This window comes from Variovorax paradoxus (genome assembly GCA_016806145.1).
In the GTDB taxonomy this organism is placed as follows: domain Bacteria; phylum Pseudomonadota; class Gammaproteobacteria; order Burkholderiales; family Burkholderiaceae_C; genus Variovorax.
On record CP063166.1, the window covers coordinates 393,426 to 418,523 of the forward strand.

A 25,098-nucleotide genomic window follows, 5' to 3' on the forward strand; every position below is an offset into this window, starting at 1 on the left:
AAGAAGGGCTCAGCTCGCGGGAACCACGCGGCGCTTCAGGTAGGGAATGAGTCCGCCCGCGTCGAGCATGCCGCGCTCGGATTCGGAGAAGGGCTGCAGCATCAAGGTCTGGCCCGAGCGCAGGTTCCTCACTTCGTTCGTGTCCCAGTCGACCGTCAGTGCGTCGCCGCGCGCCGTGGCCGCGCGGATGCCCGGGCAGCTCACGAGCGGAAAGCCCATGCTGGTCTCGCCGCGGAAGAAGCCCGGCGAGAAGGATTCGGCGATCACCGCCGCGATGCCCAGGTGCCGCATGGCGCGCATGGCCGGATAGTGCGGATGGCCGTAGCCGAAGTTGTGGCCGCCGATCAGCAGATCGCCCTTCTGTACGCCGGCCGCGAAGTCGGGCAGGTAGTCGGCCATGGCCAGCGCGGCCAGTTCCTTCACGTCGGTGATCTTGATGTTGCGCACGCCGACGATCAGGTCGATGTCGTAGTCGTCTTCCTCGAAGACCCAGGCCGCGCGGCCGCGCAGGTTCACGAGGCTCATGCCGCGACTCCTTCGCGCGCCGCCGCCAGGTAGGGCCGCGGATCGGCGATGCGGCCCTCGAGCGCCGAGGCCGCGACCACGGCCGCGTTGCAGATGTAGATCTCCGAATCCACGCTACCCATGCGCCCGGGCGTGTTGAGCGTGCCGGTGGACACGGCGCGCTGGCCGTCGCTCATGGTGGCGATGCGGCCGAAGCAGTAGTCGCAGCTCGGCGAGCTGATGAAGGCGCCGGCCTCGACCAGCACCTCGATCAGTCCCTCGCGCGCGGCCGCCGCCATGATGGCCTTGGAGGTCGGCACCACGTGCAGCTGGAAGCCCGGCTGGATGCGGCGCCCGCGCAGCACCTCGGCCGCGATGCGCAGGTCCTCGAGCCGGCCGCTGGCGCACGAGCCCAGGTAGCCGGTGTGCACCTCCACGCCGGTGTAGTCCTTGAGATCGCGCGTGTTGGCGGGGCTCGGCGGAATCACGACGATGGGCTCCAGCGTCGAGACGTCGATTGTCACCACGCTGTCGTAGCTCGCATCGGCATCGGGATAGACCGGGTCGAGCGCGATCTTCGAGCGGCCCCGCACATAGTCCAGGGTCTTCGCATCGGGCGCGATCAGCATCGTGGTCGCGCCCAGGAACATGGCCTGGCCGCAAAGGGTCTGGCGGCCCTCGATGCTCATGGCGTCGATCACCGGGCCGCAGAGTTCCACCACCTTGAAGCGGCAGGAGGCCGGGCCCATCACGCGCACCATGTGATGGAACACGTCGCGCGCCATCACGCCGGGCTGCAGCGTGCCCGTGAGCTCGACCTTCACGGTCGCGGGCACGGTCAAGGTCAGCGTCTCGGTCACGAAAGACTCGAGCACGCCCTTGCGCGCGCCGAAGGCGAAGGTGCCGAAGGCGCCGAGCTGGCTCACGTGGCCGTCGAAGTGCACGGCGAAGGCGCCCGGCGTGGCGTAGCCGAGCTCGGCCGCGACCTGGTGGCCGATGCCCTCGCGCTCGTGCACCGGCACGCCCTGTTCCTTGCCCCAGGCGCGGGTGATCTTGTGCAGTTCCTCTTCCTTCGGCGCGGTGGCCGGCACCATGTGGTCGATGAACAGCACGAAGCGCTCGGGGCTCGACACCTTCTCGATGCCGAAGTCCTCGCGCGTCTCCTTGAAGAACACGTCGGTGTAGCCCGGGAAGTCGTAGGCGATCACGAAATCGGGCCGCGCCGTGATCTCCTCGCCGGGCACCACGCGCGGCCTGCCGGCGGCGCGGGCCAGGATCTTCTCGGTCATCGTCTGGGGCATCTTGTTCGGCTTTCGACTTCCACGATGTGGCAGTCATTGGTTTTCGATCCACCGATTACAGTCGAGCCAACATCCCTCCCATTGGGGAGCAACCCGAATTACTGCCGCATCGTGGAAACTAAACGCCGAACCACCGCCAAGACCGCTTCGCCACCGACCGCCGGCGGCGCGCGCTCGGGCACGCAGAGCATCGAGCGCGTGGTGGGCATGCTGCGCGTGGTGGCCTCGCGCGGGCGGCGCGGCATGCGCATCGCCGACGTCGTGAGCCTCAGCGGCCTGCCGATGTCGACCTGCTTTCGCATGCTGCAGCGGCTCGAGGTCGAGGGCCTGCTGGTGCGCGACCTGCTCACGCGCAAGTACCACCTGGGTCCACTGCTGCACGAGCTCGGCATGCTGGCCCAGCCGCGCTACCACCTGAGCGAGCTGTGCGAGCCGGCGCTGCGCACCATCGCCGAACTCACGCAGGACACGGTCTACCTCAGCGAGCGGCGCGGCCCCGAATCGATCTGCACCAGCCGCGCGCTCGGTGCCTATCCGATCAAGGCGCTGACGCTCGACGTCGGCATCCGCCGGCCGATGGGCGTGGGCGCCGGTGGCCTCGCGATCCTCAGCGCGCTGCCCGAGGCCGAAGCCGAACTGATCGTGGCCTCCAACGAGGCGCGCTATGCGAAGTTCGGCGCCGCCTTCGCGCCGGGATTCCTGCGCGAAGCCATCGCGCAGACGCGCGCGCAGGGCCACTCCTTCCTCGACAGCGCGGCCACGCCGGGCGCGGCGGCCATCGGCGTCGCCTTTCCGCCCGACAACCCGATCGCGGCCGTGAGCGTGGCCGCGATCTCCAGCCGCATGGGACCGGCGCGCCGCGCCGAGGTGGCGAAGATCATCGAGCAGCAGGTGCGCGCGATCTGCGTGCTGCTCGAATCGCAGCCGGTGGAGGCGGGCTCGGGCCGCGAGGGCGAGTGAGCTAGCTTTCTCCCGGCTCGTCGCTCCCTTGCTCCCAGCCGCGCAGGCGCCGGTACAGCGTGCCGCGCGACACGCGCAATTGCCGCGCCGCCTGCGACACGTTGCCGCCGTGCGCGGCCAGCGTGTCCTCGATCAGCTTGCGGCTGTGCTCGCGCAGCGTACCGGCCTGCGGCAGGGCCGGCGCATCGGCGGACTGCAACACCGTTGCGTCTTCCTGCTGCATCTGCTGCTGCGGTTCCTGTGCCGGCGTCGGCGCTTGCACCTCGACGCGCTGCGGCAGCGCCACCGCATGCCCGAAGTCGATGCCGTCGGCCCCCTGCAGCCGCGCCTGCACCCACACGCCGAGCCCGCTGGCCAGCCGCAGCGGCTGCGCCGATTCGCGCCGGCCCAGCCGCAGCAGGCTCGCGAGGTCGTGGCCCAGCAGGCATTCGACGCCGCGCGCATCGGGCTGCTCGGGCAGGTGGCCGATGAGCCGCGCGCCCGCGCCGTTGAGCCAGGCGATGGTGCCGTCGGCGGCGATGCCCGCGAGTCCCTCGAGCGGCGTGCCCAGCAGCGTGGGGCTGGCCTGGAAGCGCAGGATCAGCTGTTCGCGCGACTGCGCCTGCAGCAGGCGGTTCTCGATCGTGGTCGCATAGAGCGCCACCATCGAGGCGGCATCGAAGCCGAAGCGCTGCGCCTCCACCGTGAGGTCGAGCACGCCCGCGAGCCGCCCGTCGACACCGCGGATCGGCGCCGCGGCGCATTGCATCTCGCGCAGCACGTCGAAGTAGTGCTCGGCGCCGTCGACCGTGCAGGCCAGCCCGGTGCTCGCGACGATGCCCGGCGCGGTGGTGCCCACCATGCGCTCGGAGATGTTCACGCCCACGCGCGCGGTCTTGCGCAGCACCGGCTGGTGCGCGGGCGCGGACTCCTGCGTGACGTGCACCACCACGCCGTCGCGGTCGGTGAGGATCACGCGGCAGTCGGTGCCCGCGAGCGAATGCTCCATGGTCGCGAGCTCCTGGCGCGCCACCTCGAGCAGCTCGCGGTTGCGCGCCAGCGTGGCATGCAGCCGACTCGGCGTCACGGGGTCGAAGGGCACGATGCGCTGGCGGTCGCTGTGGGTGCGGCTGCAGCGCATCCACGACTGCAGCACCGCCTCGCCGACGAGGCCCGAGGGCCGCACGCCTTCTTCGAAGAACTGCTGCCGCGCGAGCGCCACGCGCTGTGCCGGCGTGGTGGCGAAGAGTTGGCGCGGCGCGTTCGCCGTGCCCAGCCTGTCGAGGGTCATGTGCCATCGCCTCCGTGGGGGGATCGGGGACCGGGGACCAGCATCGAATGTGTTCCGCAATGGAACAGCACCGGATCGGGGAAATCCCGAAGGTGAACGCGCGCGCCGCCCGGACGATTCTCTGGGCACAAGGAGACCCACGATGACGAGAAGAAGGAATTCCTCCGCGCTCGCGGTACTGGGGGCGCTGGCCGCCGCGTGGCTGCTCGCGGCCGCATCGATCGCCTCGGCGCAGGGCGGCGGGCCCACGCCGCAGGACCGTGCCGCCGCCGCCGCCAAGCGCGTCGACGGCAGCTTCATCCGCGCCAACGCGGCGCAGAAGCAGACGCCCGACTGGCCCAGCATCGGCCTGGACTACGCCGAGACCCGCTTCAGCAAGCTCGACCAGGTCAACGCGGGCAACGTGAAGCAGCTGGGCCTGGTCTGGTCCTACGACCTGCAGTCCACGCGCGGCGTCGAGGCCACGCCGCTGGTGGTCGACGGCATCATGTACGTCACGGCTTCGTGGAGCGTGGTGCATGCGATCGACACGCGCACCGGCCAGAAGCTGTGGACCTTCGATCCCGAGGTCGACAAGTCCAAAGGCTTCAGGGGCTGCTGCGACGTGGTGAACCGAGGCGTTGCGTTGTACGAGGGCAAGGTCTACGTGGGCGCCTACGACGGCCGCCTGATCGCGCTCGATGCCGCTTCCGGCCGCAAGCTCTGGGAGAAGAACACCATCGAGGGCCAGAAGGGCAGCTACACCATCACCGGCGCGCCGCGCGTGTTCAAGGGCAAGGTGATCATCGGCAACGGCGGCGCCGAGTACGGCGTGCGCGGCTACATCACGGCCTACGACGCGGCCAGCGGCGAGCAGAAGTGGCGCTGGTTCACCGTGCCCGGCGATCCCGCCAAGCCCTTCGAGAACGAGGCCATGGCGCGCGCCGCCAAGACCTGGGACCCCGACGGCAAGTACTGGGAGGCCGGCGGCGGCGGCACCGTGTGGGACTCGATGGCCTTCGATCCCGAGCTCAACCTGATGTACATCGGCACCGGCAACGGCTCGCCCTGGGCCCACAAGGCGCGCAGCCCCAAGGGCGGCGACAACCTCTACCTGGGCTCGGTGGTCGCGCTCAATCCCGACACCGGCAAGTACGTCTGGCACTACCAGGAGACGCCCGGCGACAACTGGGACTACACCTCCACGCAGCCGATGATCCTGGCCAACATCAAGGTCGACGGCAAGCAGCGCAAGGTGGTGCTGCATGCGCCGAAGAACGGCTTCTTCTTCGTCATCGACCGCACCAACGGCAAGTTCATCTCGGCGAAGAACTTCGTCGAGGTCAACTGGGCCACGGGCTACGACAAGAACGGCCGCCCGATCGAGATCGCCGCCGCGCGCCAGAACGAGAAGCCCGGCGACAGCATCCCCGGCCCCTTCGGCGCGCACAACTGGCACCCGATGTCCTTCAATCCGCAGACCGGCCTGGCCTACCTGCCCGCGCAGCACGTGCCGCTGAACCTGATGGACGACAAGGACTGGAAGTTCGACCAGAACGCGCCGGGCCGTCCGCATGCCGCGCTGGGCTGGAACACCGGCAAGTTCGCCAACGTCGAGCCGCCCACGAGCAAGCCCTTCGGCCGCCTCGTGGCCTGGGACCCGGTCAAGCAGAAGGAGGCCTGGGGCGTGGACTATGCGTCGCCCTGGAACGGCGGCACCCTGACCACCGCGGGCAACCTGGTGTTCCAGGGCACGGCCGACGGCCGGCTCGTGGCCTACGACGCGCGCAACGGCGACAGGCTCTGGGAGACCCCCACCGGCACCGGCGTGGTCGCCGCGCCCGCCACCTACATGGTCGACGGCAAGCAGTACGTGTCGGTGGCCGTGGGCTGGGGCGGCGTCTACGGCCTCGCGCAGCGCGCCACCGAACGGCAGGGTCCGGGCACCGTCTACACCTTCGCGGTCGGCGGCACGGCCAAGATGCCGGACTTCGTGCAGTACCGCATGAGCAAGCTGGTGCAGGGCGTGAAGTACGACCCCGCCAAGGTCCAGGCCGGCACCATGCTCTACGTCAGCAACTGCGTCTTCTGCCACGGCGTGCCGGGCGTGGACCGCGGCGGCAACATCCCGAACCTCGGCTACCTCGATTCCGCGTACATCGAGAACCTCGACAAGTTCGTGCTCAAGGGCCCGGCGATGGCGCGCGGCATGCCCGACTTCACGGGCAAGCTCTCGGCCGACGACATCGAGAGCATCAAGGCCTTCATCCAGGGGACGGCGGACGCGATTCGTCCGAAGTAGGGGGCTTCGGTTGTCGGGGGCTTTTGTTCGGGGCGCGTGCACAGGGCATCGGGTACTTCCCTCCGCGAATGTCCCCCGGCCTTCGGCCTCCTCCTTGATTTCGCTGCGGGAAGCACCCGATACCCTGTGCACGGAGGCGCAGCGGTGGTGCGGACGGGTCAACAACGATTGCGTCCCGGCTCACGTCGATGGGGTACTCCCCGCAGCGAAATCAAGGAGGAGCCGAAGGCGGGGGACATTCGCGGAGGGGAGTACCCCGTCGGCGTGAGCCCGTCACGGCCCGTGGATGCACCTCGTACCGAACACTCACCCTCCCGCGCGTCCCAGCTCCTGGATCAACCCCGCCACGTTCCCGACCTCGAGCTTCTCGTAGATCGACTGGATGTGGTTGCGCACCGTGGCCGGCGCGCGGTGCAGCATGGCCGCGATCTCCTTGTGCGTGTTGCCGCGCGCCAGCAGCTGCGCGATGGTGTGCTCGCGCGGCGTCAGGTCGTCGGCGCGGCAACGCGCGCGGCCCTTGAGGAACAGCAGCCGCTGCTCGACGTGGTGGCTCGCGACGATGGCGCGGCCCAGGTAGCGCGGGCTGCCGTGCAGGAAGGCCTCGAGCATCGCGCCGGGCAGCGTGCGGCCGTGCCAGCCCGGCCATTCGCGGCGCAGCAGTTCCTCGAAGGCGCTGTCGGCGTGATAGAGCACGCCGTGCAGGTCGCCGATGGCCGAGCCGCCGGGCGCGCTGCCCAGCGGGGCGTCGAGGCGGTCGAGGTGCACGATGCGGTTGAGCGACAGCGCCTGCATCGCATGCGGCGCCAGTGCCGACAGCAGCTGCGTCTCCTCGGGCGTGCCATGGGCCTCGGCATCGGCGCGGAACAGCGTGATCCAGTGCACCAGCCCGGTTGCGGCATTCACGTCCGAGGTGATGAAGAAGTTGGCCTGCTCGTGGCGCCGGCCGTGCTCGCGCAGCGCGCCCTGGTGCCTGGACGAGAACCACATGTCGGCGTTGAAGGCCAGCGTGGTGCGCGGACGGCGCGCCACCTCGGCGGCCGCGGTGTCGAGGTGCTTCACGCGCTCGTAGCTCTCGATCATCTCCATCGACTGGTTGTGCAGGTGCAGCGTGTGGATGTCGATGCCGGCCGTGCCGCGCGAGGCCGTGCCCCACATGCAGGAGTCGAAGGGCAGCACCGGCTTGATGAGACGCAGCGCGGCGTCCTGGAACTCGTCGATCGGGAGTTCGTGCGCGTGGCGGTAGAGCCGCAACAACAGGTCGCTGAAGTTCTGTAACCCGGGAGTACTCATCGGTCCCGATCTTGCGAAAGCGCCGCCGATGGCGCCATCACTCGTTCGGGGGAGGGACGCGCGCTGGGAATGGTGCATTTGCACCATTCGGAGTTCCGCAAACGAAAGATATCGTTTCCGCAGCCTCCGATTCGCGGAGACGACCCGTCCCAACCCCCGACACAACGAAGAGTGAGGAGCTCGACCATGCCCCGTAGCGCAAGAAGAATTCCCCTGGCCCTGTCCGCGATGACCCTCGCGCTGCTCGCCGCCTGCGGCGGCGGTGGCGGGGGTGGAGGCGGCTTCCCCTTCATCCCGCCGGCCTCTTCCGGCGGCGACACCACGCCTCCGCCCGCGGCCGGCACCACGCTCAGCGGCACGGCCGCCACCGGCGCGCCCTTCGCGGGCGCCACGCTCACCGTGTTCGACCGGACCGGCGCCAAGGTCTGCGAGGTCCGCACGGGAGACGACGGCAGCTACAGCTGCACGCTGCCGGCCGGCACCCAGGCGCCGCTCGTGATCCAGGCGGTGCGCGACGACCTCGTGCTCTACAGCACCACCGCCAGCAGCGCCACCGGCACCGCCAACGTCACGCCGCTGACCACCGTGGTGGTGTCGCGGCTCGCGCCCGGCGGCGATCCCGCGAAGCTGCTCGAGGCGGTGCAGGCGAATGCCGGCACGGTCACGGCAAGCACCATCGGCGCGCAGGTCAAGCAGCTGCTCGATGCGCTGCAGCCGTTGCTGAGCGCGCTGGGCACCACCATCGATCCGATCGGCGGCGCCTTCCGCGCCGACGGCACCGGCCAGGACCGCGTGCTCGACACGCTCAGCGTCTCGGTGCGCCCCGACGGCAGCGCCGCCAGCATCGAGATCACCGTCAAGTCGCTGCCCGCCGGCGACGACAGCGCGCCGGTGTCGCTGGTGTTCCGCAGCGGCGACGCGCAGATCGCGCCCCTGCCCGCGATCCCCGCCGAGGCCGTGCAGCCGCCGCCCACGCCGCAGATGGTGCAGGCGCTGCTCGAGCGCCTCAACGCCTGCTATGCGGTGCCGCTCGCGCAGCGCGTGAACAGCACCATCAACGGCGACGGCAATGCCTACGGCGACGCCTCGAACGTGGTCGCGCCGGCCTGCCGCACGCTGTTCGTCGGCGACGACCCGGCCAACTTCGTCTCGTTCGGCGCGCGCATCGGCCGCGTCGAGAGCGGCGCGCGCCGTTCCTTCGAGAGCCTGTTCCGCGCCGGCCCGACCAACCTCAAGCACGACCGCGGCAACTTCGAGTACTTCTACGCCAACGGCGACATCGCGCTCACCTACCGCTGGACCGACGTGCTCGGCAACACCGACAACGACGTCTTCAACGCACGCATCGTCGATGGCGCGCTCAAGCTGGTCGGCAACGAGAACGCCTACCGTGCCAGCGTGCGGCCGCACCTGGACATGAAGGACTTCCTCAAGCACCAGAACCTGGTGTTCCATTCGGTCGGCTACACCATCAGCGTCGACAACCGGCGCGACGCCGAAGGCAGCCCGCTGTTCTCGAAGGTGGTGGCGACCTCGACCGCGCTGCCGGGCCGCGCGCTGGTGCTGGTGCCCAACGGCAACGTGACCTCGCTGGTGCTCACGGCCGACGGCACGGCCAGCGGTGCACCGCTGGCCTCGCCGGTGTGGCGCATGGCGGCGCAGTACCGCGATGCCGCGCAGGCCGGCAGCCCGTCCGACATCGACAGCGGCAACCTGTTCGCCGCGCCGGCCTTCACCGACGCGCAACTCGCCGCGCTGCCCGACCAGGCCGTCTGGCGTCTCGAGTTCTTCCATGCCAACAGCGAGCGGCCCAACGTGGTCCAGTACGCGCGCACCTTCTCGCGCGTGCCGACGATCGCCGAGGCGCGCGCCGCCGCGCTGGTCGAGCTCACGCCGGCGTTGCGCGCCGAACTGCTCGAGGAGACCCGCAACACCGGCCGCGGCCTGGTGTTCCCGGCCATCGATCCCAACGACCCCTCGTCGAACAACGTGGACTTCAGCGCCGCCGGCAACACCGACGGCTGGAGCGTGCCCTCCGGTGCCTATGCGCCGATCTCGCTGGGCATCTTCGGCCGCTCGCCAGGCGGCACCGCGCGCTACAGCGAGAGCGTGACGCTGCGCTCCAACCTGCGCAAGGTCATCGCCTACTGCCAGCCCTCGGGCGCCCAGGACACCCACTGCGCGCCGGGCACCGGCAGCAACCGCCAGTACGCGCAGGGCACGTCGATCAGCAACTTCGTGTTCACCGCGCGCACGCCGCGGCTGGTCGACCAGCGCCGCAGCTTCGAGCTCTGGACCGTGACCCAGCCCTGAGCCGGCGCGCGAGCGCCCATGAAAAAGCCGCCTGGCCCCGCGAAGGGCCAGGCGGCTTTTCTTTCGATGCGAAGCGATCGGTGCTCAGTCGGCGTAGACGCCGGCGGCCTTGATGATCGGGCTCCACTTGGCGATCTCGGCCTGCACGAACTTCTTGTGGCCATCGGGCTCGATGCGGCCGTCGACCGCGACCACGGCGCCCAGCGCTTCTTCCTTCTTCAGGAAGTCGGGGTCCTTGAGCGCGACCTTCAGCGCGTCGTTGATCTTCTTGAGCACCGGTGCCGGCGTGCCCTTGGGCGCGTACAGGCCGTGCCAGATCGTGACCTGGAAGTCCTTCAGGCCCGACTCCTGCAGCGTGGGCAGGTCCTTGAGCAGCGGCACCGTCAGGCGCTTGGGCGTGGTCACGGCATAGGCCTTGACCTTCTTGCCCTCGATCTGCGGCGAGGTGTTGGTGGTCTGGTCGCACAAGAGGTCGATCTGGCCGCCGATCAGGTCGGTGATGGCGGGGGCCGTTCCCTTGTAGGGCACGGGCGTCATCTCGGTCTTCATCGCGCTCTGGTAGAGCAGGCCGCACAGGTGCGAGGCCGAGCCCACGCCCGCGTTGCCGAGGTTGATCTTGCCCTTGTTGGCGCCGATCCAGTCGGTCAGTTCCTTGTAGTTGTTGGCCGGCAGGCTGGGCTTGGCGATCAGCGTCATCGGCACGTCGTTGATGATGCCCAGGTACTCGAAGTCGCTCTCGACCTTGAACGGCACGTTGCGCACCAGCGTCGGGATGGTCGACATCGCGATGTGGTTGAGCAGCAGCGTGTAGCCGTCCGGTGCCGCGCGCGCCACCTTGGCCGCGCCGATCGAGCTGCCCGCGCCGGGCACGTTGTCGATCACCACGCTGGCGCCGCCGAGCGGCTTGCGCAGCGCCTCGGCCAGGTCGCGCGCGACGCGGTCGGTCGGGCCGCCGGCGGCAAAGGGCACCACGATGCTGATGGGCTTGCCGCTCGGGTAGTCCTGGGCGTGGGCGCCGATGGCGACAGCGGCGATCGCCGTCAGGGCTAGCAGTTTTTTCATGGAGAGGACCCCCGGAAGAGGAAAAAGAAATGAAGGGAAATTGAAAGCGGGCGCGATCTTAAAGGCTGACCATGCGCTGACGAATCCCCACAAGCCCTAGTCCACACGGCGCGGCCGGCCGCGGCTCCTGCGGAAGGAGGAGCGCCACCGTCGCGCCGCGCGGCTCGGGCATGATGTTTCCCTGGGAGACGCGCCATGGGGGGCGCGCATGCCGCAACGACGGTGCGGCCCGACGGGCCGCGACAAAAGAAGGGAAAACACACATGGATCCTCTGGTCTATCCGCGCGAGCGCACGCTCGGCGCGATCACGCTCGTGCTCGGCCTGCTGGTCTGGCTGGCCCTCCTGGTGGGCACGTTCGGCTTCCTGCTGCTCTACCTGCTGATGGGTTTCATCGGCTACTGCTTCGCGCACTCGGCGCTGATCGCCTGGATCAAGGGCACCGGCGTGAAGCTCTCGCCGACCCAGCTGCCCGAGCTGCATGCGCGCTTCGAGGCCTGCTGCGCCCGGCTCGGCATCGCCACGCCGCCCGAGGCCTACCTGCTTCACGGCGACGGCATGTTCAACGCCTTCGCCACCCGCTTCCTCGGCCGCGACTTCGTGATCCTGCTGTCGGACGTGGTCGACGCCATGGAGCCGCAGCCCGACGGCATCAACTTCTACATCGGCCACGAGCTCGGCCACATCCGGCGCAAGCACCTCACGGGCCATTTCTGGCGCGCGCCGGTGCTGTGGCTGCCGCTGCTGGGCGCGGCCTATGCGCGCGCCAAGGAATACACCTGCGACCTGCACGGCGCCGCCTGCTGCGAGCAGCTCGATTCCGCGCCGCGCGCGCTGCTCGCGCTGGCCGCCGGCGCGCACCAGTGGCGCAACGTCGACATGAACGCCTACGCGGCGCAGTCGCGCGCCAATGCCGGCTTCTGGGGCTCGTTCCACGAAGTGGTCGGCGGCTATCCCTGGCTCACCAAGCGCGTGGCGCGCGCCATCGATCCGGCCGCGCGGCTGCCCGAGCGCAACCCCGCGGCCTACCTGCTGGGCCTGTTCGTGCCGTACGCGGGCCGCGCCGGTGGCGGCGCGCTCGGCATCCTGGTGACGGTGGCCGTGATCGGCATCCTGGCCGCGGTGGCGATTCCCGCCTACCAGGACTACCAGTCGCGCGCGGTGGTCGCGCAGGCCTGGGCCAGCGGCGCGCCGGTGCGGCTCGCGCTCGCCGAGTACTACCGCGAGAAGGAGGAGATCCCCGAGAGCCTCGAGGCCGCGGGCGTGCGCGAGACCCTGCCCGACGGCACCGCGCTGCGGCTCGACAGCGACACCATGGTGGTCGAGGTGCAGACCGCGAGTGGCACGCTGCTGATGGAGCCCGCGCCCTCGGGCGACGGCCTGCGCTGGACCTGCGGCGCCGGCGAGGGCCTGGCCGAGAAGGCCCTGCCCGCGAGCTGCAAGTAGGCCTGCAAACCCGAGCCGCACGCGCGGATTTGGCGCGCGCGGCTTGCGGCCCGGGCCCGGGCGTGGTCCCCTCGTCGTTTCCCCTTTCAGCAACGACGACCCGGAGACCCTGCCCGATGCCCGCCCTTCGACTCAAAGACCCGACCCTGCTGCGCCAGCAGGCCTATGTTGCCGGCGCCTGGATCGATGCCGACGACGGCACCACCGTCGCCGTGACCAACCCCGCCAGCGGCGAGACCATCGGCACCGTGCCGATGTGCGGTACGGCCGAGACCGAGCGCGCCATCGCGGCCGCCGAGAAGGCCCAGAAGGGCTGGGCCCGGCTGCCCGCCAAGGAGCGCTCGGCGATCCTGCGCAAGCTCAACGACCTGATGCTGGCCAATGTCGACGACCTCGCGCTGATCATGACCACCGAGCAGGGCAAGCCGCTGGCCGAGAGCCGCGGCGAGATCGCCTACGCCGCCTCGTTCATCGAGTGGTTCGCCGAGGAGGCGCGCCGCGTCTACGGCGACACCATTCCCGCGCCGCAGGCCGACCGCCGCATCCTCGCGCTCAAGCAGCCCGTGGGCGTGACGGCCGCGATCACGCCCTGGAACTTCCCGGCCGCCATGCTCACGCGCAAGGCCGGTCCCGCGCTGGCCGCGGGTTGCGCGATGGTGGTCAAGCCCGCCACGCAGACGCCGTACTCGGCGCTGGCCTTCGCCGAACTGGCCGAGCGCGCGGGCGTGCCCAAGGGCCTGCTGTCGGTGCTCACCGGCTCGGCCAGCAAGATCGGCGGCGAGATGACGCGCAGCCCGATCGTGCGCAAGCTCACCTTCACCGGCTCCACCGAGGTCGGCCGCACGCTGATGAAGCAGTCGGCCGACACCATCAAGAAGCTCTCGCTCGAGCTCGGCGGCAACGCGCCCTTCATCGTGTTCGACGATGCCGACATCGACGCGGCCGTCGAGGGCGCGATGGTCTCGAAGTACCGCAACACCGGCCAGACCTGCGTCTGCGCCAACCGCCTCTACGTGCAGCGCGGCGTGCTCGAGGCCTTCACCCAGAAGCTGGTGGCCAAGGTCCAGGCGCTCAAGGTCGGCGACGGCACCGAGGCCGGCGTCAATCAGGGCCCGCTGATCGATGCCAAGGCGGTCGAGAAGATCGAGGAGCACGTGGCCGACGCCGTGGCCAAGGGCGGCCAGGTGCTGGCCGGCGGCAAGCGCCATGCGCTCGGCGGCCTGTTCTACGAACCCACCGTGATCGGCGGCGCCACCGCCGACATGCTGTTCGCGCGCGAGGAGACCTTCGGCCCGCTGGCGCCGATCTTCGCCTTCGACACCGAGGAGGAGGCCGTCGCCGCGGCCAACGACACCGAGTTCGGCCTCGCCGCGTACTTCTACAGTCGCGACATCGGCCGCATCATGCGCGTGGCCGAGTCGCTGGAGTCGGGCATCGTCGGCGTCAACACCGGCCTGGTGTCGACCGCCGAGGCGCCGTTCGGCGGCGTCAAGCAGTCGGGACTCGGGCGCGAGGGTTCGAAGTACGGGCTCGACGACTTCCTCGAGGTCAAGTACGTCTGTCTCGCCGGTCTCGACAAGTAAGCGGAGGTTGCCGGCCGTCGAACTGTCCGACAAGGGTGGCCGGCGCCGGCCGATGCGGCATGCGCGGCACGGGCCTAGGGTGAAGTTTCATTGCCTCGAGAAACCCACCCAAGGAGTGATTCACCATGCCCACCATCACCACCTCTTCACTGGACGGAATGACGGTCGCGATCCTCGTCTCGGACGGCTTCGAGCAGGTCGAGATGACCGAGCCGCGCAAGGCGCTGGAGGCCGCGGGCGCGAAGACGCAGGTCGTCTCGCCGCTCGACGGCAGCGTGCGCGGCTGGAACCATCACGACCCGGCCGACACCTTCGAGGTCGACGTGCCGCTGAAGACCGCGAACCCCGACGACTTCGATGCGCTGCTGTTGCCCGGCGGCGTCGTCAATCCCGATGCGCTGCGCATCGACGAGAAGGCGGTCGCGTTCGTGCGCGCCTTCGTCGACGCGGGCAAGCCGATCGCGGCGATCTGCCACGGGCCCTGGACCCTGATCGATGCCGGCGGCGTGAAGGACCGGCGCATGACTTCGTGGCCCTCGCTGCGTGCCGACCTGCGCAACGCGGGCGCGAAGTGGAGCGACCGGGAGGTCGTGGTCGACCACGAGCTCGTGACCAGCCGCAAGCCCGACGACCTGCCGGCCTTCAATCGCGAAATGGTGCGGTTGTTCGAGCTGGCGAATGAGGCGGCGCTGCAGCACCACTGAGTCGGACAACTACCGTTCGGGCTGCGCCCGGCCTGTCCTGAGCATGTCGAAGGATCGAAGCCTCGCGCGGCGCTTCGACAGGCCCAGCGTGAACGGGTCGGAGGGGCTTCAGTCGATTGAGACCGCAGGCCCCGTGTAGCGCGCCCTTGGCCGTATCAGGTGCCCCGTGGCCGCCTGCTCGAGCACATGCGCGGTCCAGCCCACGCTGCGCGCGAGCGCGAACAGCACCAGCGGCGCGTCGGCCGGCAGTTTGTGCACGGCCGCGAGCGCGGCCAGCGCGAAGTCGATGTTGACGGGCTCGCCCACCAGGCGCTCGCCGGCCTCGCGCAGGTCCGCGAAGGCCGGCGGCAGTTCGATGCCTTCGAGCAGCGCGGCGCAGCGCACATCGCCGGCCGGATAGAGCGGATGGCCGAAGGCCGCGAGCGGCCGGTCGTGCGCGAGCCATTCGCGCGCGGCCGTGTCGGCGCTCGACTGCTCGGCTTGCCGCACCAGCGCCTGCACCGCGCGCGCCGCGCCGCCATGCAGCGGGCCGGTCAGCGTTGCAAGGCCGGTCAGCAGGCAGGCCGCGATCGAGGCGCCGGTGGAGGCCGTCACGCGCGCCGCGAAGGTCGAGGCATTGAGTTCGTGGTCGGCCAGCAGCACCAGCGCGCGACGCAGTTGCGCAGCCGCGCGCGGCCGGCGCCAGGCCGCGGCGAGGCGCGCATGCAGCGGCTGCGCGGCGGCATTCGCGGGCACCTTGCCGATCAGCGCGTCGGCGAGCGTGCCCACCACTTCGGCGGCCTCGGCGCGCAGGGCCTGCGGCGAGCGGCCGCGCGAGGGCGGGTCGACCGCCGCGCGCATGGCGAGCGCGCGCAGGCCCGCCTGCAGCGGCGGCATGCCGTCGCGCGCGGTGGCTTCATCGGAAGAAAGGCGCGGCGGCGCGCACTCCCACAGCAGGCCCGCGACGTCCTCGAGCGTGGCCTCGATCGACAGCGCGCAGGCGTCCTGCCCGCGGTACCAGAGCCGCCCGCCGGCCACGGTCGACACGGCCGAGGGCAGCACCGGCTCGCCCCACTGGATCGCCTCGCTCGCCACCGCCTCGCTGCTGCGCCGCCCCTGCGCGCGCGCCGCGAGCCGCTGCACGTCGTCGCGGTGGTAGAGGCTGCGCCGCGGGTCGGCGGCATCGGGCTTGGCGCGGATGCGGCCGCGGCTCACGCCGGCGTAGAGGGTCTGGGGCCGCACCTGCATCAGGGCGAGCGCTTCGGCGGCGGGAAGCCAGGGCGAGGAGCGGGTCATGTTGATGGAATGGATCAAGATTGACGTCAATGTTAGCGGCGCCAGAATCGTCCGCATCGTGAACACAGATGGAGCATGAAACGATGAACGACGATGGACTCGAAGGCGTGGTGGCGGCGCACACCGTGCTGTCGGAGGTGGATGGCGCGGCGGGCCGGCTGGTGATCCGCGGCCACACGCTCGACGAGATCGCGCGGCGCTGGCAGTTCGAGGACGTGGCGGCCGCGCTGTTCGAGGGCTTCTTCGAACGCGCGCCCGATGCCGCGAGCCTGCGCATCGCGCTGGGGTGCGCGCGGCGCGAGGCCTTCGAACGGCTGCAGCCCGGCGACGAGGCGCAGCTGCGCCGGCTGCCGGCGATCGAGGCGGTGCGCGCGCTGCTCGCGCGGTTGCCCGACGGCGACGACCTCGCGACCGCGCTGCGCCTGCTGGCGGGCCCGGCGGTCTACACCGGCGCCGTGATGCGCTGGCGGCTCGGCGTGCCGGCGCTCGCGCCCGACGAAGGCCTGGGCCACGCGGCCGACATGCTGCGCATGCTGCATGGCCGCGCGCCCACGGCCGCGCAGGCGGCGGCGCTCGACACCTACCTCGTCACCGTCTGCGACCACGGCCTCAATGCCTCGACCTTCGCGGCGCGCGTGGTGGCCTCCACGGGCGCGGGCCTGGCCTCGGCGGTGCTCGCGGGCATCAGCGCGCTCAAGGGGCCGCTGCATGGCGGCGCGCCCGGGCCGGTGCTCGATGCGCTCGACGCCATCGGCAGCGCGGATCGCGCGCGGGCCTGGCTCGAGGCGGCCGTGGCCGAGGGCCAGCGCCTGATGGGCTTCGGCCATCGCATCTACCGCGTGCGCGATCCGCGCGCCGATGCGCTCAAGGGCGCGCTGAAGCGGCTCAGCGCCGAGGGCGGGGGCGATGCCGCGCGCTTCGCGCTGGCGGAGGCCGCGGAGCAGGCCGCGCTCGCGATCCTGCGCGAGAAGAAGCCCGACCGGCCGCTCGAGACCAACGTCGAGTTCTACACGGCGCTGCTGCTCGAGGCACTGGGCTTCGGCCGCGAGAGCTTCACCTGCGTGTTCGCGGCCGGTCGCACCGCGGGCTGGCTCGCGCATGCGCGCGAGCAGGTGCAGAAGGGGCGGCTGATCCGGCCGCAGTCGGTCTACGTGGGCCCCGAACCCGCCGCGCGGGAGCCCGCACTCGCGCACTGAGCCTACACGGCGGTCCCGCCGTCCTCCGATACGCTCGTGTCGACTGCCATTTCCAGCGACACGACGTACCGACCGATGACGACCGCCGACCCCGCCCATGCCCGCGCGCTGCGCCTGCCGCGCGACTTCGCGCTGATCGCGGTCGGCCTCGATGCCGTGCTGCTCGCGATCAACCTGGCGATGCTGCTGCTGCCGGGCACCGACGATGCGGCGCAGATCCGCCGCGCCTATGCGCAGGCCGGCGTGTGGATCCTGCTGGTCGCGAGCACGGCGATGTCGTGGGCCTTGATCGGCGGCCTGGCCTGGAGCCATGGCCGCCAGGCGCTCGAACGGCTCGGCGTGCCGCGGGTGGCGCTATCGGGCGGTGCGCGGCTGCGTTTCGGCGGTGCCTGGCTGCTGGTGCTGGTGCTCAACCACCTCGCGCTCACGCCGCTGTTCTACGAGCTGCAGCTGATGTTCATGCCGGGCGGGCGCTACGCCGAGGCCATGCCGCGCCTGAGCCTGGGGCTGGCGGCGCTGCTGCAGTCGCTGGTGCAGCTCGCGGTGCTGGTGCTGGGCCTCTGGCTCGCGGCCCGCTTCGCGCTGCGCCGCAGCCGCTCGGCGGCCGCCGAGGCGCTCGATGCGCGCGCGCCCGATGAAGTCTCGACGGTACCGGCCGGTGCCTCGCCGCGCGCTGCGGTGGCGCTGCTGGTGGGTGCGCTGTTCGCGTCGCTGCAGGTCTGGAGCGCGCTCGCCGTGGCGCGCTGGGCCGGTGCCTCGCAGGATGGCGGGCCCTGGGCGCTGCTGCTGACCTGGGCCCTGCCGCCGGTCGTGGTCTGCGCGCTCGCGGTCTGGGGCGGCTGGCTGGGCACGCGTCCGGGCCTGTGGCCGGTGCGCCCGTTCCGCGCGGTGTCGGCCGCGGTGCTGAGCTTCGTGCTGGTGCAGCTCGGCTGCATCGTCTTCGCGTTCCTGTGGTTCGCGCTCGCGGTGGGCACGATCAAGGCGCTGCAGGGTGTCGGCGCGATGGCCGGCTTCATGGTCGTGCTGATCGCGCTCTATGCGGCGCTCACGGTGCTGCTGGCGCGCGCCATGACACGCCGGCTGTACCGGCGCTACTTGTAGCTGCGCGCGTCCTCGATCACCTTGCCGTCGTTCGGCAGGCTGCCGGGCGCCACCAGCTCGATGGTGCCGCGCAGCTTGGTCACTTCACGCACTGCCTCGGCGATGCGCACCACCAGGCCCTCGGGCGCGCCCGCGCACTCGAGCCGGAAGTTCATCTGGTCGTCGCCCATCTCGCCCGACACGACGAGCCGCGCGCGCTGGATCTCGGGAAAGCGCCGCACGATGTCGGCCACCTGCGAGGGATGCACGAACATGCCGCGCACCTTGGTGGTCTGGTCGGCGCGGCCGAGCCAGCCCTTGATGCGCTTGTTGGTGCGGCCGGTGGGGCAGGTGCCCGCGAGCACGGCCGAGAGGTCGCCGGTGCCGAAGCGCACCAGCGGATAGTCGGGGTTGAAGGTGGTCACGACGATCTCGCCGACCTCGCCGTCGGGCACGGGATCGCCGGTGCCGGGGCGCACGATCTCGACCAGCACGCCCTCGTCGAGCACCAGGCCTTCGCGCGCGCTGGTCTCGTAGGCGATGAGGCCGAGGTCGGCGGTGGCGTAGCACTGGGTGCCCTTCACGCCGCGCGCGGCGATCCAGTCGTGCAGGCTCGGCGGAAAGGCCTCGCCCGAGACCAGGGCCTTGGTGAGCCAGGGCAGCTTCTGGCCCTTCTCCTCGGCCTTCTCGAGCAGGATCTTGAGGAAGCTCGGCGTGCCGGCATACCCTTCGGGCTTGAGGTCGACCATGGCCTCGAGCTGCTGTTCGGTCTGGCCGGTGCCGCCCGCGAACACGGTACAACCGACGGCGCGCGCGCCGCTCTCCATGATGGAGCCGGCCGGTGTCATGTGATAGCTGAAGCTGTTGTGGATCAGCTCGCCGCTGCGAAAGCCCGCGGCATGCAGCGCGCGCGCGGTGCGCCAGTAGTCGCGCGCCTCGCCCTCGGGTTCGTAGATGGTGCCGGGGCTCGCGAACACGCGCGGCATGCGGGTGCCGCGCGCAATGGCCGAGAAGCCGCCGAAGGGATCGTTCTCGCGGCCTTGCTTCTGCAGCTCGAGCAGTTCCGACTTGCGCGTGACCGGCAGCTTCGCGAGGGCCTCGCGCGTGGTGACGTCGGCGGCCTGGATGCCGTCGAGGATCTTCGAGAGGGCGGGCGCGGCGGTCTGGGCCTGGGTGATCTGTCGGGGCAGCGCGGCCAGCAGGTCGCGTTCGCGTTCGGCAGGGTCGCGGATCTCTAGTGCGTCGTAGTGGTCGGTCATGTCCGTACCCTTCATCTGTTCAGTTCGTTTTTCCGCTGGCTTGCCTTGGGGGCCTGTTCGGGGAGCCGCTGTTCGGGGCGCGTGCACAGGACAGCGGGTACTTCCCTCCGCGAATGTCCCCCGGCCTTCGGCCTCCTCCTTAATTTCGCTGCGGGAAGCACCCACTGCCCTGTGCACGGAAGCGCTCGGGTTGTGCCGGCCGATCGAGCGCAGCGCATCTGGCGCGCGCCGATGGGGTACTCCCCGCAGCGAAATAAAGGAGGAGCCGAAGGCGGGGGACATTCGCGGAGGGGAGTACCCCGTCGGCGCGCGCCCGTCCCCACACGCAAGCAGTAGGCAAACAACATCAAGCCAGCCACCTCTTGCGCCGCTTGTAGCTCTTCACATCCCGGAAGCTCTTGCGATCCGCCCCACCCACGCCGAGGTAGAACTCCTTCACGTCCTCGTTCTCGCGCAGGCTCTGCGCCGCGCCGTCCATCACGATGCGGCCGTTCTCGAGGATGTAGCCGTAGTCGGCGTAGCGCAGCGCCATGTTGGTGTTCTGCTCGGCCAGCAGGAAGGTCACGCGTTCCTTGGTGTTGAGGTCCTTCACGATCTCGAACACCTCCTCCACGATCTGCGGCGCCAGGCCCATCGAGGGCTCGTCGAGCAACACCATCGTCGGGTTGGCCATCAGTGCGCGGCCGATCGCGCACATCTGCTGCTCGCCGCCCGAGGTGTAGGCCGCCTGCGAGGTGCGCCGCGTCTTCAGGCGCGGGAAGTAGGCATAGACCTTCTCGAGCGTCTGCTGCACCGCGGCCTTGCCGTCGGTGCGCGTGTAGGCGCCGGTCATCAGGTTCTCCTCGATGGTCAGGTGCGCGAAGCAGTGGCGGCCTTCCATCACCTGGATCAGCCCGCGCTTCACCAGCTCGGCCGGCGACAGCGCCTCGATGCGCTCGCCGCGCAATTCGATCGTGCCCTTGGTGACCGCGCCGCGCTCGCCCGCGAGCAGGTTGCTCACCGCGCGCAGCGTCGTCGTCTTGCCCGCGCCGTTGCCGCCCAGCAGCGCCACGATCCCGCCCTCGGGCACGCTCAGCGACACGCCCTTGAGCACCAGGATCACGTGGTTGTAGATGACCTCGATGCCGTTGACGTCGAGAAGGATGTTGGGTTGGCTCATGGTGTTCTTTCGGACATCCGCAAAGACATGCATCTAAGAAGCGATGCCTTTGCGGATATCGCCTCCCGTGAAGGGGAGGCAGGCCCCCTTCCGCCTGGCGGGAGGGGGTAGGGGGAGGGTGCCGTCAGTCCCTGGCACCCTGCCGGAGCGTCAGCTCTGGCAGTCGGCGGCGTCGCGACGCGTCAGCTTCTTCTCGGTCGCGTACTTGTCGGCCGCGGCCTTCGCCATCGGCTTGATGATCTGCTCGTCGGCCTGGTACCAGTCCGACATGCCCCCCCACTGCGCGCCGTCCCAGGTGTGGACACGGGCCCAGGTCGAGCCGATGTGGTCCTGGCACGAGGTGCTCACCGGACGCATCACGCCCGAGAAGCCCAGCGCGTCGAGCTTCTTCTGGTCGAGCGCCAGGTTCTCGAAGCCCCAGCGCACCTGTTCGCCCGTCATGACCTTGCCCTTGCCGAAGCGCTCCTGCGCGCGGCGCACGGCCTCGACCGACAGCATCTGGATGATCACGCCGCGCGTGTAGAGCACCGAGCCCACCTCGTCCTTCGGACCCGTGCCCTGGCCCTTCTCGTGCACCTGCTTGAGGATGTCCTGGATCACCTTGGGCTGCGTGCCCGAGGTGTTGAGCGCCAGCGCGTTGTAGCCCTTGGCGTTCGCGCCCACGTCCTTCACGTCGGGCTCGGCGCCGGCCCACCACACGCCGTACATCTTCTCGCGCGGGTAGCCCGTGGCCACGGCCTCCTTGAGCGCGGTGGAGTTCATCACGCCCCAGCCCCACAGCAGCACGAAGTCGGGACGCTGCTGGCGCACCTGCAGCCAGGCCGACTTCTGTTCCACGCCGGGCGCGGTCACGGGGATCAGCGAGAGCTCGAAGCCGTTCTGCTTCGCGCGTTCCTGCAGCAGCGGGATCGGTTCCTTGCCGAACGGCGAGTCGTGATAGACCAGCGCGATCTTCTTGCCCTTGAGCTTGTCGAGGCCGCCTTCCTTCTTGCCGATGTGCTGGATCAGGATGTCGGCCGCGGTCCAGTAGCTGCCCATCAGCGGGAAGTTCCACTTGAACACGCCGCCGTCCTGCGAGGCCGCGAGGCCGTAGCCCAGCGTGATCAGCGGGATCTTGTCGGTCGGCACCTTGTCGGTCAGCGCGAAGGTGATGCCGGTGGCCTGCGGGTCGAACAGCGCGACGCCCGGGCGGCCCTTGAGGCGCTCGTAGCATTCGACGCCCTTGTCGGTGGCGTAGCCGGTCTCGCATTCCTCGTAGGCGATCTTCACGCCGTTGATGCCGCCTTGCGCATTGACCAGCTTGATGTAGTCCTGCTTGCCGTTGGCCCAGGGCGTGCCGTTGGGCGCGTAGGGGCCGGTGCGATAGACCAGCAGCGGGAAGAACTGCTCCTTGGCCTGTGCCTGCGCGAGCGAGGGCGCCAGCGCGGTGCCGAGGGTGCCGGCCACCAGGGCGGCGGTCAGAGCGAGCGATTTCAGTTTCATGCCTGTCTCCTTTTTGGGGGCACCACGGTGCCGGGTTGTCAACGCCGAAAAAAACCTGGAAAGCTCAATGGGGGAAGGGCCAGAGGCGCAGCTTCTCCTTGGCCGTGGACCACAGCCGCGCGAGGCCGTGCGGTTCCACGATCAGGAAGAACACGATGAGCGCGCCGAAGATCATGTATTCGAGGTGCGAGGCCAGCGCGGTCGAGATCGAGAAGCCGAGCCAGCCCGGCAGCTGGTTCAGCAGCAGCGGCAGCAGCACGATGAAGGCGGCGCCGAAGAAGCTGCCCATGATCGAGCCGAGGCCGCCGATGATCACCATGAACAGCAGCTGGAACGAACGGTCGATGCTGAAGGCCGCGGGCTCCCAGGCACCGAGGTGCACGAAGCCCCACAGCGCGCCGGCCACGCCGACGATGAAGCTGCTGACCGCGAAGGCCGTGAGCTTGGCGTAGACCGGGCGGATGCCGATCACCGCGGCCGCCACGTCCATGTCGCGCATCGCCATCCATTCGCGGCCGATCGCGCTGCGCACCAGGTTCTTCGCGAGCAGCGCGAAGATCACCACCAGCGCGAGGCAGAACAGGTACTTCTGCACCGGCGACTCGATCGGGATGCCGAACACGTTGAGGCCCGCCACGCTGACCGAACCCGACGACGAGTTGTTGGTGAACCACTGGATGCGCAGGAAGGCCCAGTCGGTGAAGAACTGCGCCGCCAGCGTGGCGACCGCGAGGTACAGCCCCTTGATGCGCAGGCTCGGGATGCCGAACAGCACGCCGATCACCGTGGCGCACAGGCCGCCCAGCAGCAGCGAGGCGATCAGCGGCATGCCGTCGATGCGCACGTGGAAGTTGTAGGCCGCGTAGGCGCCCACCGCCATGAAGGCGCCGGTGCCCAGCGAGATCTGGCCGCAGTAGCCCACCAGCACGTTGAGTCCGATGGCCGCGAGCGACAGGATCAGGAAGGGCGTGAGGATGGCGCGCATCCAGTAGTCGGAGACGCCGAGCGGCACCGCAACGAAGGCCACCGCGAGCAGTGCCAGGATCGCCACGCGGTCCTGAACGATCGGAAAGATCTGCTGGTCGGCCCGGTAGGTCGACTTGAACTGGCCGTTTTCTCTGTAAAACATCTCTCAGACCCGATCAATGATCTTCTCGCCGAACAACCCCTGCGGCCGCACCAGCAGGAACACGAGCGCCAGCACATAGGCGAACCAGATCTCGATGCCGCCGCCGAGCATCGGCCCGAGGTAGATCTCCGAGAGCTTCTCGCCCACGCCGATCAGGAGGCCGCCGATGATCGCGCCGGGGATCGAGGTCAGGCCGCCGAGGATCACCACGGGCAGCGCCTTGAGCGCCACCAGCGAGAGCGAGAACTGCACGCCGAGCTTGGAGCCCCAGATGATCCCGGCCACCAGTGCCGAGAAGCCGGCCACCGACCACACGATCACCCAGATGCGGTTGAGCGGGATGCCGATCGACTGCGCCGCCTGGTGGTCGTCGGCCACGGCGCGCAGCGCGCGGCCGGTGGCGGTCTTCTGGAAGAAGATCGCGAGCACCACCACCAGCGCCGCCGCCACCAGCGCCGCGATCAGGTCCTCCTGGCTCAGCAGCAGGCCGCCCTGGAAGGTGCTCTCGAGCACCATCAGCGGTTCCTTCGGCATGCCGACGTCGATCTTGTAGATGTCGTTGCCGAACAGCGTCTGGCCCAGGCCGTCGAGGAAGTAGGCGATGCCCAGCGTGGCCATCAAGAGCGTGATGCCTTCCTGGTTCACCAGCTTGCTGAGCGCGAGGCGCTCGATCAGCCAGGCCACCACCACCATGACCGCCATCGCGGCGACGAAGGCCAGGATGTTCGCGAGGATCAGGCTCTGGAAGCCCAGCAACCGCGGGATCCATTCGGCGAAGCGCGCCATCGCGAGCGCCGCGAACAGCACCATCGCGCCCTGCGCGAAATTGAACACGCCCGAGGCCTTGTAGATCAGCACGAAGCCGATCGCTATCAGCGAATAGAGCATGCCGACCATCAGGCCGCCGAAGAGGGTTTCTAGGAAAAAGCCCATTCAAGCCTCCCGTAGGGCCGCCCCAAGGGAGGCTTGCGCCCCCTTGGGGGGCAGTGAATACACAAAGTGATGAGCGTGGGGGCACATATCAATGCTCCACGCCCAGGTATGCCCGGATCACGTCTTCGTTGTTGCGCACTTCGTCGGGCGTGCCGTCGCCGATCTTCTTGCCGTAGTCGAGCACCACCACGCGGTCGGAGATGTCCATCACCACGCCCATGTCGTGCTCGATCAGCACGATGGTGGTGCCGAACTCGTCGTTCACGTCGAGGATGAAGCGGCTCATGTCCTGCTTCTCCTCCACGTTCATGCCGGCCATCGGCTCGTCGAGCAGCAGCACCTGCGGCTCCATCGCGAGCGCGCGGCCCAGGTCCACGCGCTTCTGCAGGCCGTAGGGCAGGCGGCCCACCGGCGTCTTGCGGTGCGCCTGGATCTCGAGGAAGTCGACGATGTGCTCGACGAACTCGCGCTGCTTGAGCTCCTCGCGCTCGGCCGGGCCCCAGCGTAGCGCCTGCGCGAGCAGGCCGCTCTTCATCTTGAGGTTGCGCCCCGTCATGATGTTGTCGAGCACGCTCATGCCCTTGAACAGTGCCAGGTTCTGGAAGGTGCGCGCCACGCCCATCTCGGCCACCTGGCGCGAGTTCATGTGCTTGAAGGTCTGGCCGCGGAAGGTGATCGAGCCCTGCTGGGGCCAGTACACGCCGTTGATGCAGTTGAGCATCGAGCTCTTGCCCGCGCCGTTGGGGCCGATGATGGCCCGCACCTCGTGCTCGCGCACGTTGAAGCTGATGTCCGTCAGCGCCTTCACGCCGCCGAAGCTCAGGGAGATGTTCTGCACGTCCAGGATGACGTCGCCGGTTTTTCTTGCCATG

The 25,098-nt window shown here is 69.7% G+C and carries 20 protein-coding genes; 8 read left to right on the top strand and 12 right to left on the bottom strand.

Annotated elements, in window-relative coordinates:
- Positions 1 to 9: 9 nt before the first annotated feature.
- Positions 10 to 525: a 3-isopropylmalate dehydratase gene (locus INQ48_01860; GenBank protein ID QRF58039.1), complete on the bottom strand. Its 516-nt coding sequence runs from the start codon at positions 523 to 525 to the stop codon at positions 10 to 12.
- The gene (locus INQ48_01865) at positions 522 to 1,805 is read right to left on the bottom strand and encodes a 3-isopropylmalate dehydratase (GenBank protein ID QRF58040.1); all 1,284 of its coding nucleotides are present in this window, start codon (positions 1,803 to 1,805) and stop codon (positions 522 to 524) included. The genes INQ48_01860 and INQ48_01865 overlap by 4 nt, the downstream gene beginning before the upstream one ends.
- Positions 1,806 to 1,916: 111 nt before the next feature.
- On the opposite strand from INQ48_01865, the gene INQ48_01870 reads away from it, so the two are divergent.
- Entirely contained in the window at positions 1,917 to 2,765 is an 849-nt protein-coding gene (locus INQ48_01870) for an IclR family transcriptional regulator (GenBank protein ID QRF58041.1), read from the top strand.
- A gap of 1 nt (position 2,766) precedes the next feature.
- Here INQ48_01870 and INQ48_01875 read toward each other — a convergent pair whose 3' ends face one another.
- Positions 2,767 to 4,035 carry a helix-turn-helix domain-containing protein gene (locus INQ48_01875; protein ID QRF58042.1) on the bottom strand — a complete coding sequence of 423 codons (1,269 nt, stop codon included), beginning with the start codon at positions 4,033 to 4,035 and terminating at the stop codon, positions 2,767 to 2,769.
- Positions 4,036 to 4,177: 142 nt separating this feature from the next.
- Between INQ48_01875 and INQ48_01880 the strand changes: the two genes are divergently transcribed.
- Positions 4,178 to 6,316, top strand: coding sequence for a PQQ-dependent dehydrogenase, methanol/ethanol family (locus INQ48_01880; GenBank protein ID QRF58043.1), 2,139 nt, complete (start codon positions 4,178 to 4,180; stop codon positions 6,314 to 6,316).
- A 306-nt stretch (positions 6,317 to 6,622) separates the two neighbouring features.
- On the opposite strand, the gene INQ48_01885 is transcribed toward INQ48_01880, so the two are convergent.
- On the bottom strand, positions 6,623 to 7,606 hold the full coding sequence (locus INQ48_01885; GenBank protein QRF58044.1) for a helix-turn-helix transcriptional regulator: 984 nt from the start codon (positions 7,604 to 7,606) through the stop codon (positions 6,623 to 6,625).
- A 186-nt stretch (positions 7,607 to 7,792) separates the two neighbouring features.
- Between INQ48_01885 and INQ48_01890 the strand changes: the two genes are divergently transcribed.
- The gene (locus INQ48_01890) at positions 7,793 to 9,919 is read left to right on the top strand and encodes a carboxypeptidase regulatory-like domain-containing protein (GenBank protein QRF58045.1); all 2,127 of its coding nucleotides are present in this window, start codon (positions 7,793 to 7,795) and stop codon (positions 9,917 to 9,919) included.
- Positions 9,920 to 10,003: 84 nt separating this feature from the next.
- Here the strand turns inward: INQ48_01890 and INQ48_01895 are convergent, their stop codons facing one another.
- The gene (locus INQ48_01895; protein ID QRF58046.1) at positions 10,004 to 10,981 is read right to left on the bottom strand and encodes a tripartite tricarboxylate transporter substrate binding protein BugD; all 978 of its coding nucleotides are present in this window, start codon (positions 10,979 to 10,981) and stop codon (positions 10,004 to 10,006) included.
- Between the two features lie 263 nt (positions 10,982 to 11,244).
- Between INQ48_01895 and INQ48_01900 the strand changes: the two genes are divergently transcribed.
- The 3 genes from INQ48_01900 to INQ48_01910 all read left to right on the top strand — a co-directional run bounded on the left by INQ48_01900 (position 11,245) and on the right by INQ48_01910 (position 14,713).
- Positions 11,245 to 12,426, top strand: coding sequence for a M48 family metalloprotease (locus INQ48_01900; GenBank protein ID QRF58047.1), 1,182 nt, complete (start codon positions 11,245 to 11,247; stop codon positions 12,424 to 12,426).
- Between the two features lie 116 nt (positions 12,427 to 12,542).
- Positions 12,543 to 14,009: an NAD-dependent succinate-semialdehyde dehydrogenase gene (locus INQ48_01905; GenBank protein QRF58048.1), complete on the top strand. Its 1,467-nt coding sequence runs from the start codon at positions 12,543 to 12,545 to the stop codon at positions 14,007 to 14,009.
- A 125-nt stretch (positions 14,010 to 14,134) separates the two neighbouring features.
- Positions 14,135 to 14,713: a type 1 glutamine amidotransferase gene (locus INQ48_01910; GenBank protein ID QRF58049.1), complete on the top strand. Its 579-nt coding sequence runs from the start codon at positions 14,135 to 14,137 to the stop codon at positions 14,711 to 14,713.
- A 108-nt stretch (positions 14,714 to 14,821) separates the two neighbouring features.
- On the opposite strand, the gene INQ48_01915 is transcribed toward INQ48_01910, so the two are convergent.
- Positions 14,822 to 15,988: a citrate synthase gene (locus tag INQ48_01915; protein ID QRF58050.1), complete on the bottom strand. Its 1,167-nt coding sequence runs from the start codon at positions 15,986 to 15,988 to the stop codon at positions 14,822 to 14,824.
- A gap of 83 nt (positions 15,989 to 16,071) precedes the next feature.
- On the opposite strand from INQ48_01915, the gene INQ48_01920 reads away from it, so the two are divergent.
- Entirely contained in the window at positions 16,072 to 17,184 is a 1,113-nt protein-coding gene (locus INQ48_01920; GenBank protein ID QRF58051.1) for a citrate synthase/methylcitrate synthase, read from the top strand.
- Between the two features lie 75 nt (positions 17,185 to 17,259).
- Complete coding sequence (locus INQ48_01925; protein ID QRF58052.1) at positions 17,260 to 18,285, top strand: hypothetical protein; 1,026 nt, start codon at positions 17,260 to 17,262, stop codon at positions 18,283 to 18,285.
- Here the strand turns inward: INQ48_01925 and INQ48_01930 are convergent.
- The 6 genes from INQ48_01930 to INQ48_01955 form a co-directional block, all read right to left on the bottom strand.
- Entirely contained in the window at positions 18,276 to 19,523 is a 1,248-nt protein-coding gene (locus tag INQ48_01930; GenBank protein ID QRF60572.1) for an AMP-binding protein, read from the bottom strand. The two genes, INQ48_01925 and INQ48_01930, sit on opposite strands and share 10 nt — an antisense overlap.
- A 346-nt stretch (positions 19,524 to 19,869) precedes the next feature.
- A complete protein-coding gene (locus INQ48_01935) occupies positions 19,870 to 20,682 on the bottom strand; it encodes an ABC transporter ATP-binding protein (GenBank protein QRF58053.1) in 813 nt (270 codons plus the stop codon).
- A gap of 150 nt (positions 20,683 to 20,832) precedes the next feature.
- Positions 20,833 to 22,164, bottom strand: coding sequence for an ABC transporter substrate-binding protein (locus tag INQ48_01940; protein ID QRF58054.1), 1,332 nt, complete (start codon positions 22,162 to 22,164; stop codon positions 20,833 to 20,835).
- Positions 22,165 to 22,228: 64 nt separating this feature from the next.
- Entirely contained in the window at positions 22,229 to 23,293 is a 1,065-nt protein-coding gene (locus tag INQ48_01945) for a branched-chain amino acid ABC transporter permease (GenBank protein QRF58055.1), read from the bottom strand.
- Positions 23,294 to 23,296: 3 nt separating this feature from the next.
- Complete coding sequence (locus INQ48_01950; GenBank protein QRF58056.1) at positions 23,297 to 24,226, bottom strand: branched-chain amino acid ABC transporter permease; 930 nt, start codon at positions 24,224 to 24,226, stop codon at positions 23,297 to 23,299.
- Positions 24,227 to 24,314: 88 nt separating this feature from the next.
- Positions 24,315 to 25,097, bottom strand: a complete 783-nt coding sequence (locus tag INQ48_01955) for an ABC transporter ATP-binding protein (protein QRF58057.1) — start codon at positions 25,095 to 25,097, stop codon at positions 24,315 to 24,317.
- Between the last annotated feature and the right edge of the window lies 1 nt (position 25,098).

Excerpts from the sequence above, each read along its gene's own strand:
- INQ48_01860 (QRF58039.1), bottom strand. The coding sequence starts at position 525 with ATGAGCCTCGTGAACCTGCGCGGCCGCGCGGCCTGGGTCTTCGAGGAA.
- INQ48_01865 (QRF58040.1), bottom strand. The coding sequence starts at position 1,805 with ATGCCCCAGACGATGACCGAGAAGATCCTGGCCCGCGCCGCCGGCAGG.
- INQ48_01875 (QRF58042.1), bottom strand. The coding sequence starts at position 4,035 with ATGACCCTCGACAGGCTGGGCACGGCGAACGCGCCGCGCCAACTCTTC.
- INQ48_01880 (QRF58043.1), top strand. The coding sequence starts at position 4,178 with ATGACGAGAAGAAGGAATTCCTCCGCGCTCGCGGTACTGGGGGCGCTG.
- INQ48_01885 (QRF58044.1), bottom strand. The coding sequence starts at position 7,606 with ATGAGTACTCCCGGGTTACAGAACTTCAGCGACCTGTTGTTGCGGCTC.
- INQ48_01890 (QRF58045.1), top strand. The coding sequence starts at position 7,793 with ATGCCCCGTAGCGCAAGAAGAATTCCCCTGGCCCTGTCCGCGATGACC.
- INQ48_01895 (QRF58046.1), bottom strand. The coding sequence starts at position 10,981 with ATGAAAAAACTGCTAGCCCTGACGGCGATCGCCGCTGTCGCCATCGGC.
- INQ48_01900 (QRF58047.1), top strand. The coding sequence starts at position 11,245 with ATGGATCCTCTGGTCTATCCGCGCGAGCGCACGCTCGGCGCGATCACG.
- INQ48_01905 (QRF58048.1), top strand. The coding sequence starts at position 12,543 with ATGCCCGCCCTTCGACTCAAAGACCCGACCCTGCTGCGCCAGCAGGCC.
- INQ48_01910 (QRF58049.1), top strand. The coding sequence starts at position 14,135 with ATGCCCACCATCACCACCTCTTCACTGGACGGAATGACGGTCGCGATC.
- INQ48_01915 (QRF58050.1), bottom strand. The coding sequence starts at position 15,988 with ATGACCCGCTCCTCGCCCTGGCTTCCCGCCGCCGAAGCGCTCGCCCTG.
- INQ48_01920 (QRF58051.1), top strand. The coding sequence starts at position 16,072 with ATGAACGACGATGGACTCGAAGGCGTGGTGGCGGCGCACACCGTGCTG.
- INQ48_01925 (QRF58052.1), top strand. The coding sequence starts at position 17,260 with ATGACGACCGCCGACCCCGCCCATGCCCGCGCGCTGCGCCTGCCGCGC.
- INQ48_01930 (QRF60572.1), bottom strand. The coding sequence starts at position 19,523 with ATGACCGACCACTACGACGCACTAGAGATCCGCGACCCTGCCGAACGC.
- INQ48_01935 (QRF58053.1), bottom strand. The coding sequence starts at position 20,682 with ATGAGCCAACCCAACATCCTTCTCGACGTCAACGGCATCGAGGTCATC.
- INQ48_01940 (QRF58054.1), bottom strand. The coding sequence starts at position 22,164 with ATGAAACTGAAATCGCTCGCTCTGACCGCCGCCCTGGTGGCCGGCACC.
- INQ48_01945 (QRF58055.1), bottom strand. The coding sequence starts at position 23,293 with ATGTTTTACAGAGAAAACGGCCAGTTCAAGTCGACCTACCGGGCCGAC.
- INQ48_01950 (QRF58056.1), bottom strand. The coding sequence starts at position 24,226 with ATGGGCTTTTTCCTAGAAACCCTCTTCGGCGGCCTGATGGTCGGCATG.
- INQ48_01955 (QRF58057.1), bottom strand. The coding sequence starts at position 25,097 with ATGGCAAGAAAAACCGGCGACGTCATCCTGGACGTGCAGAACATCTCC.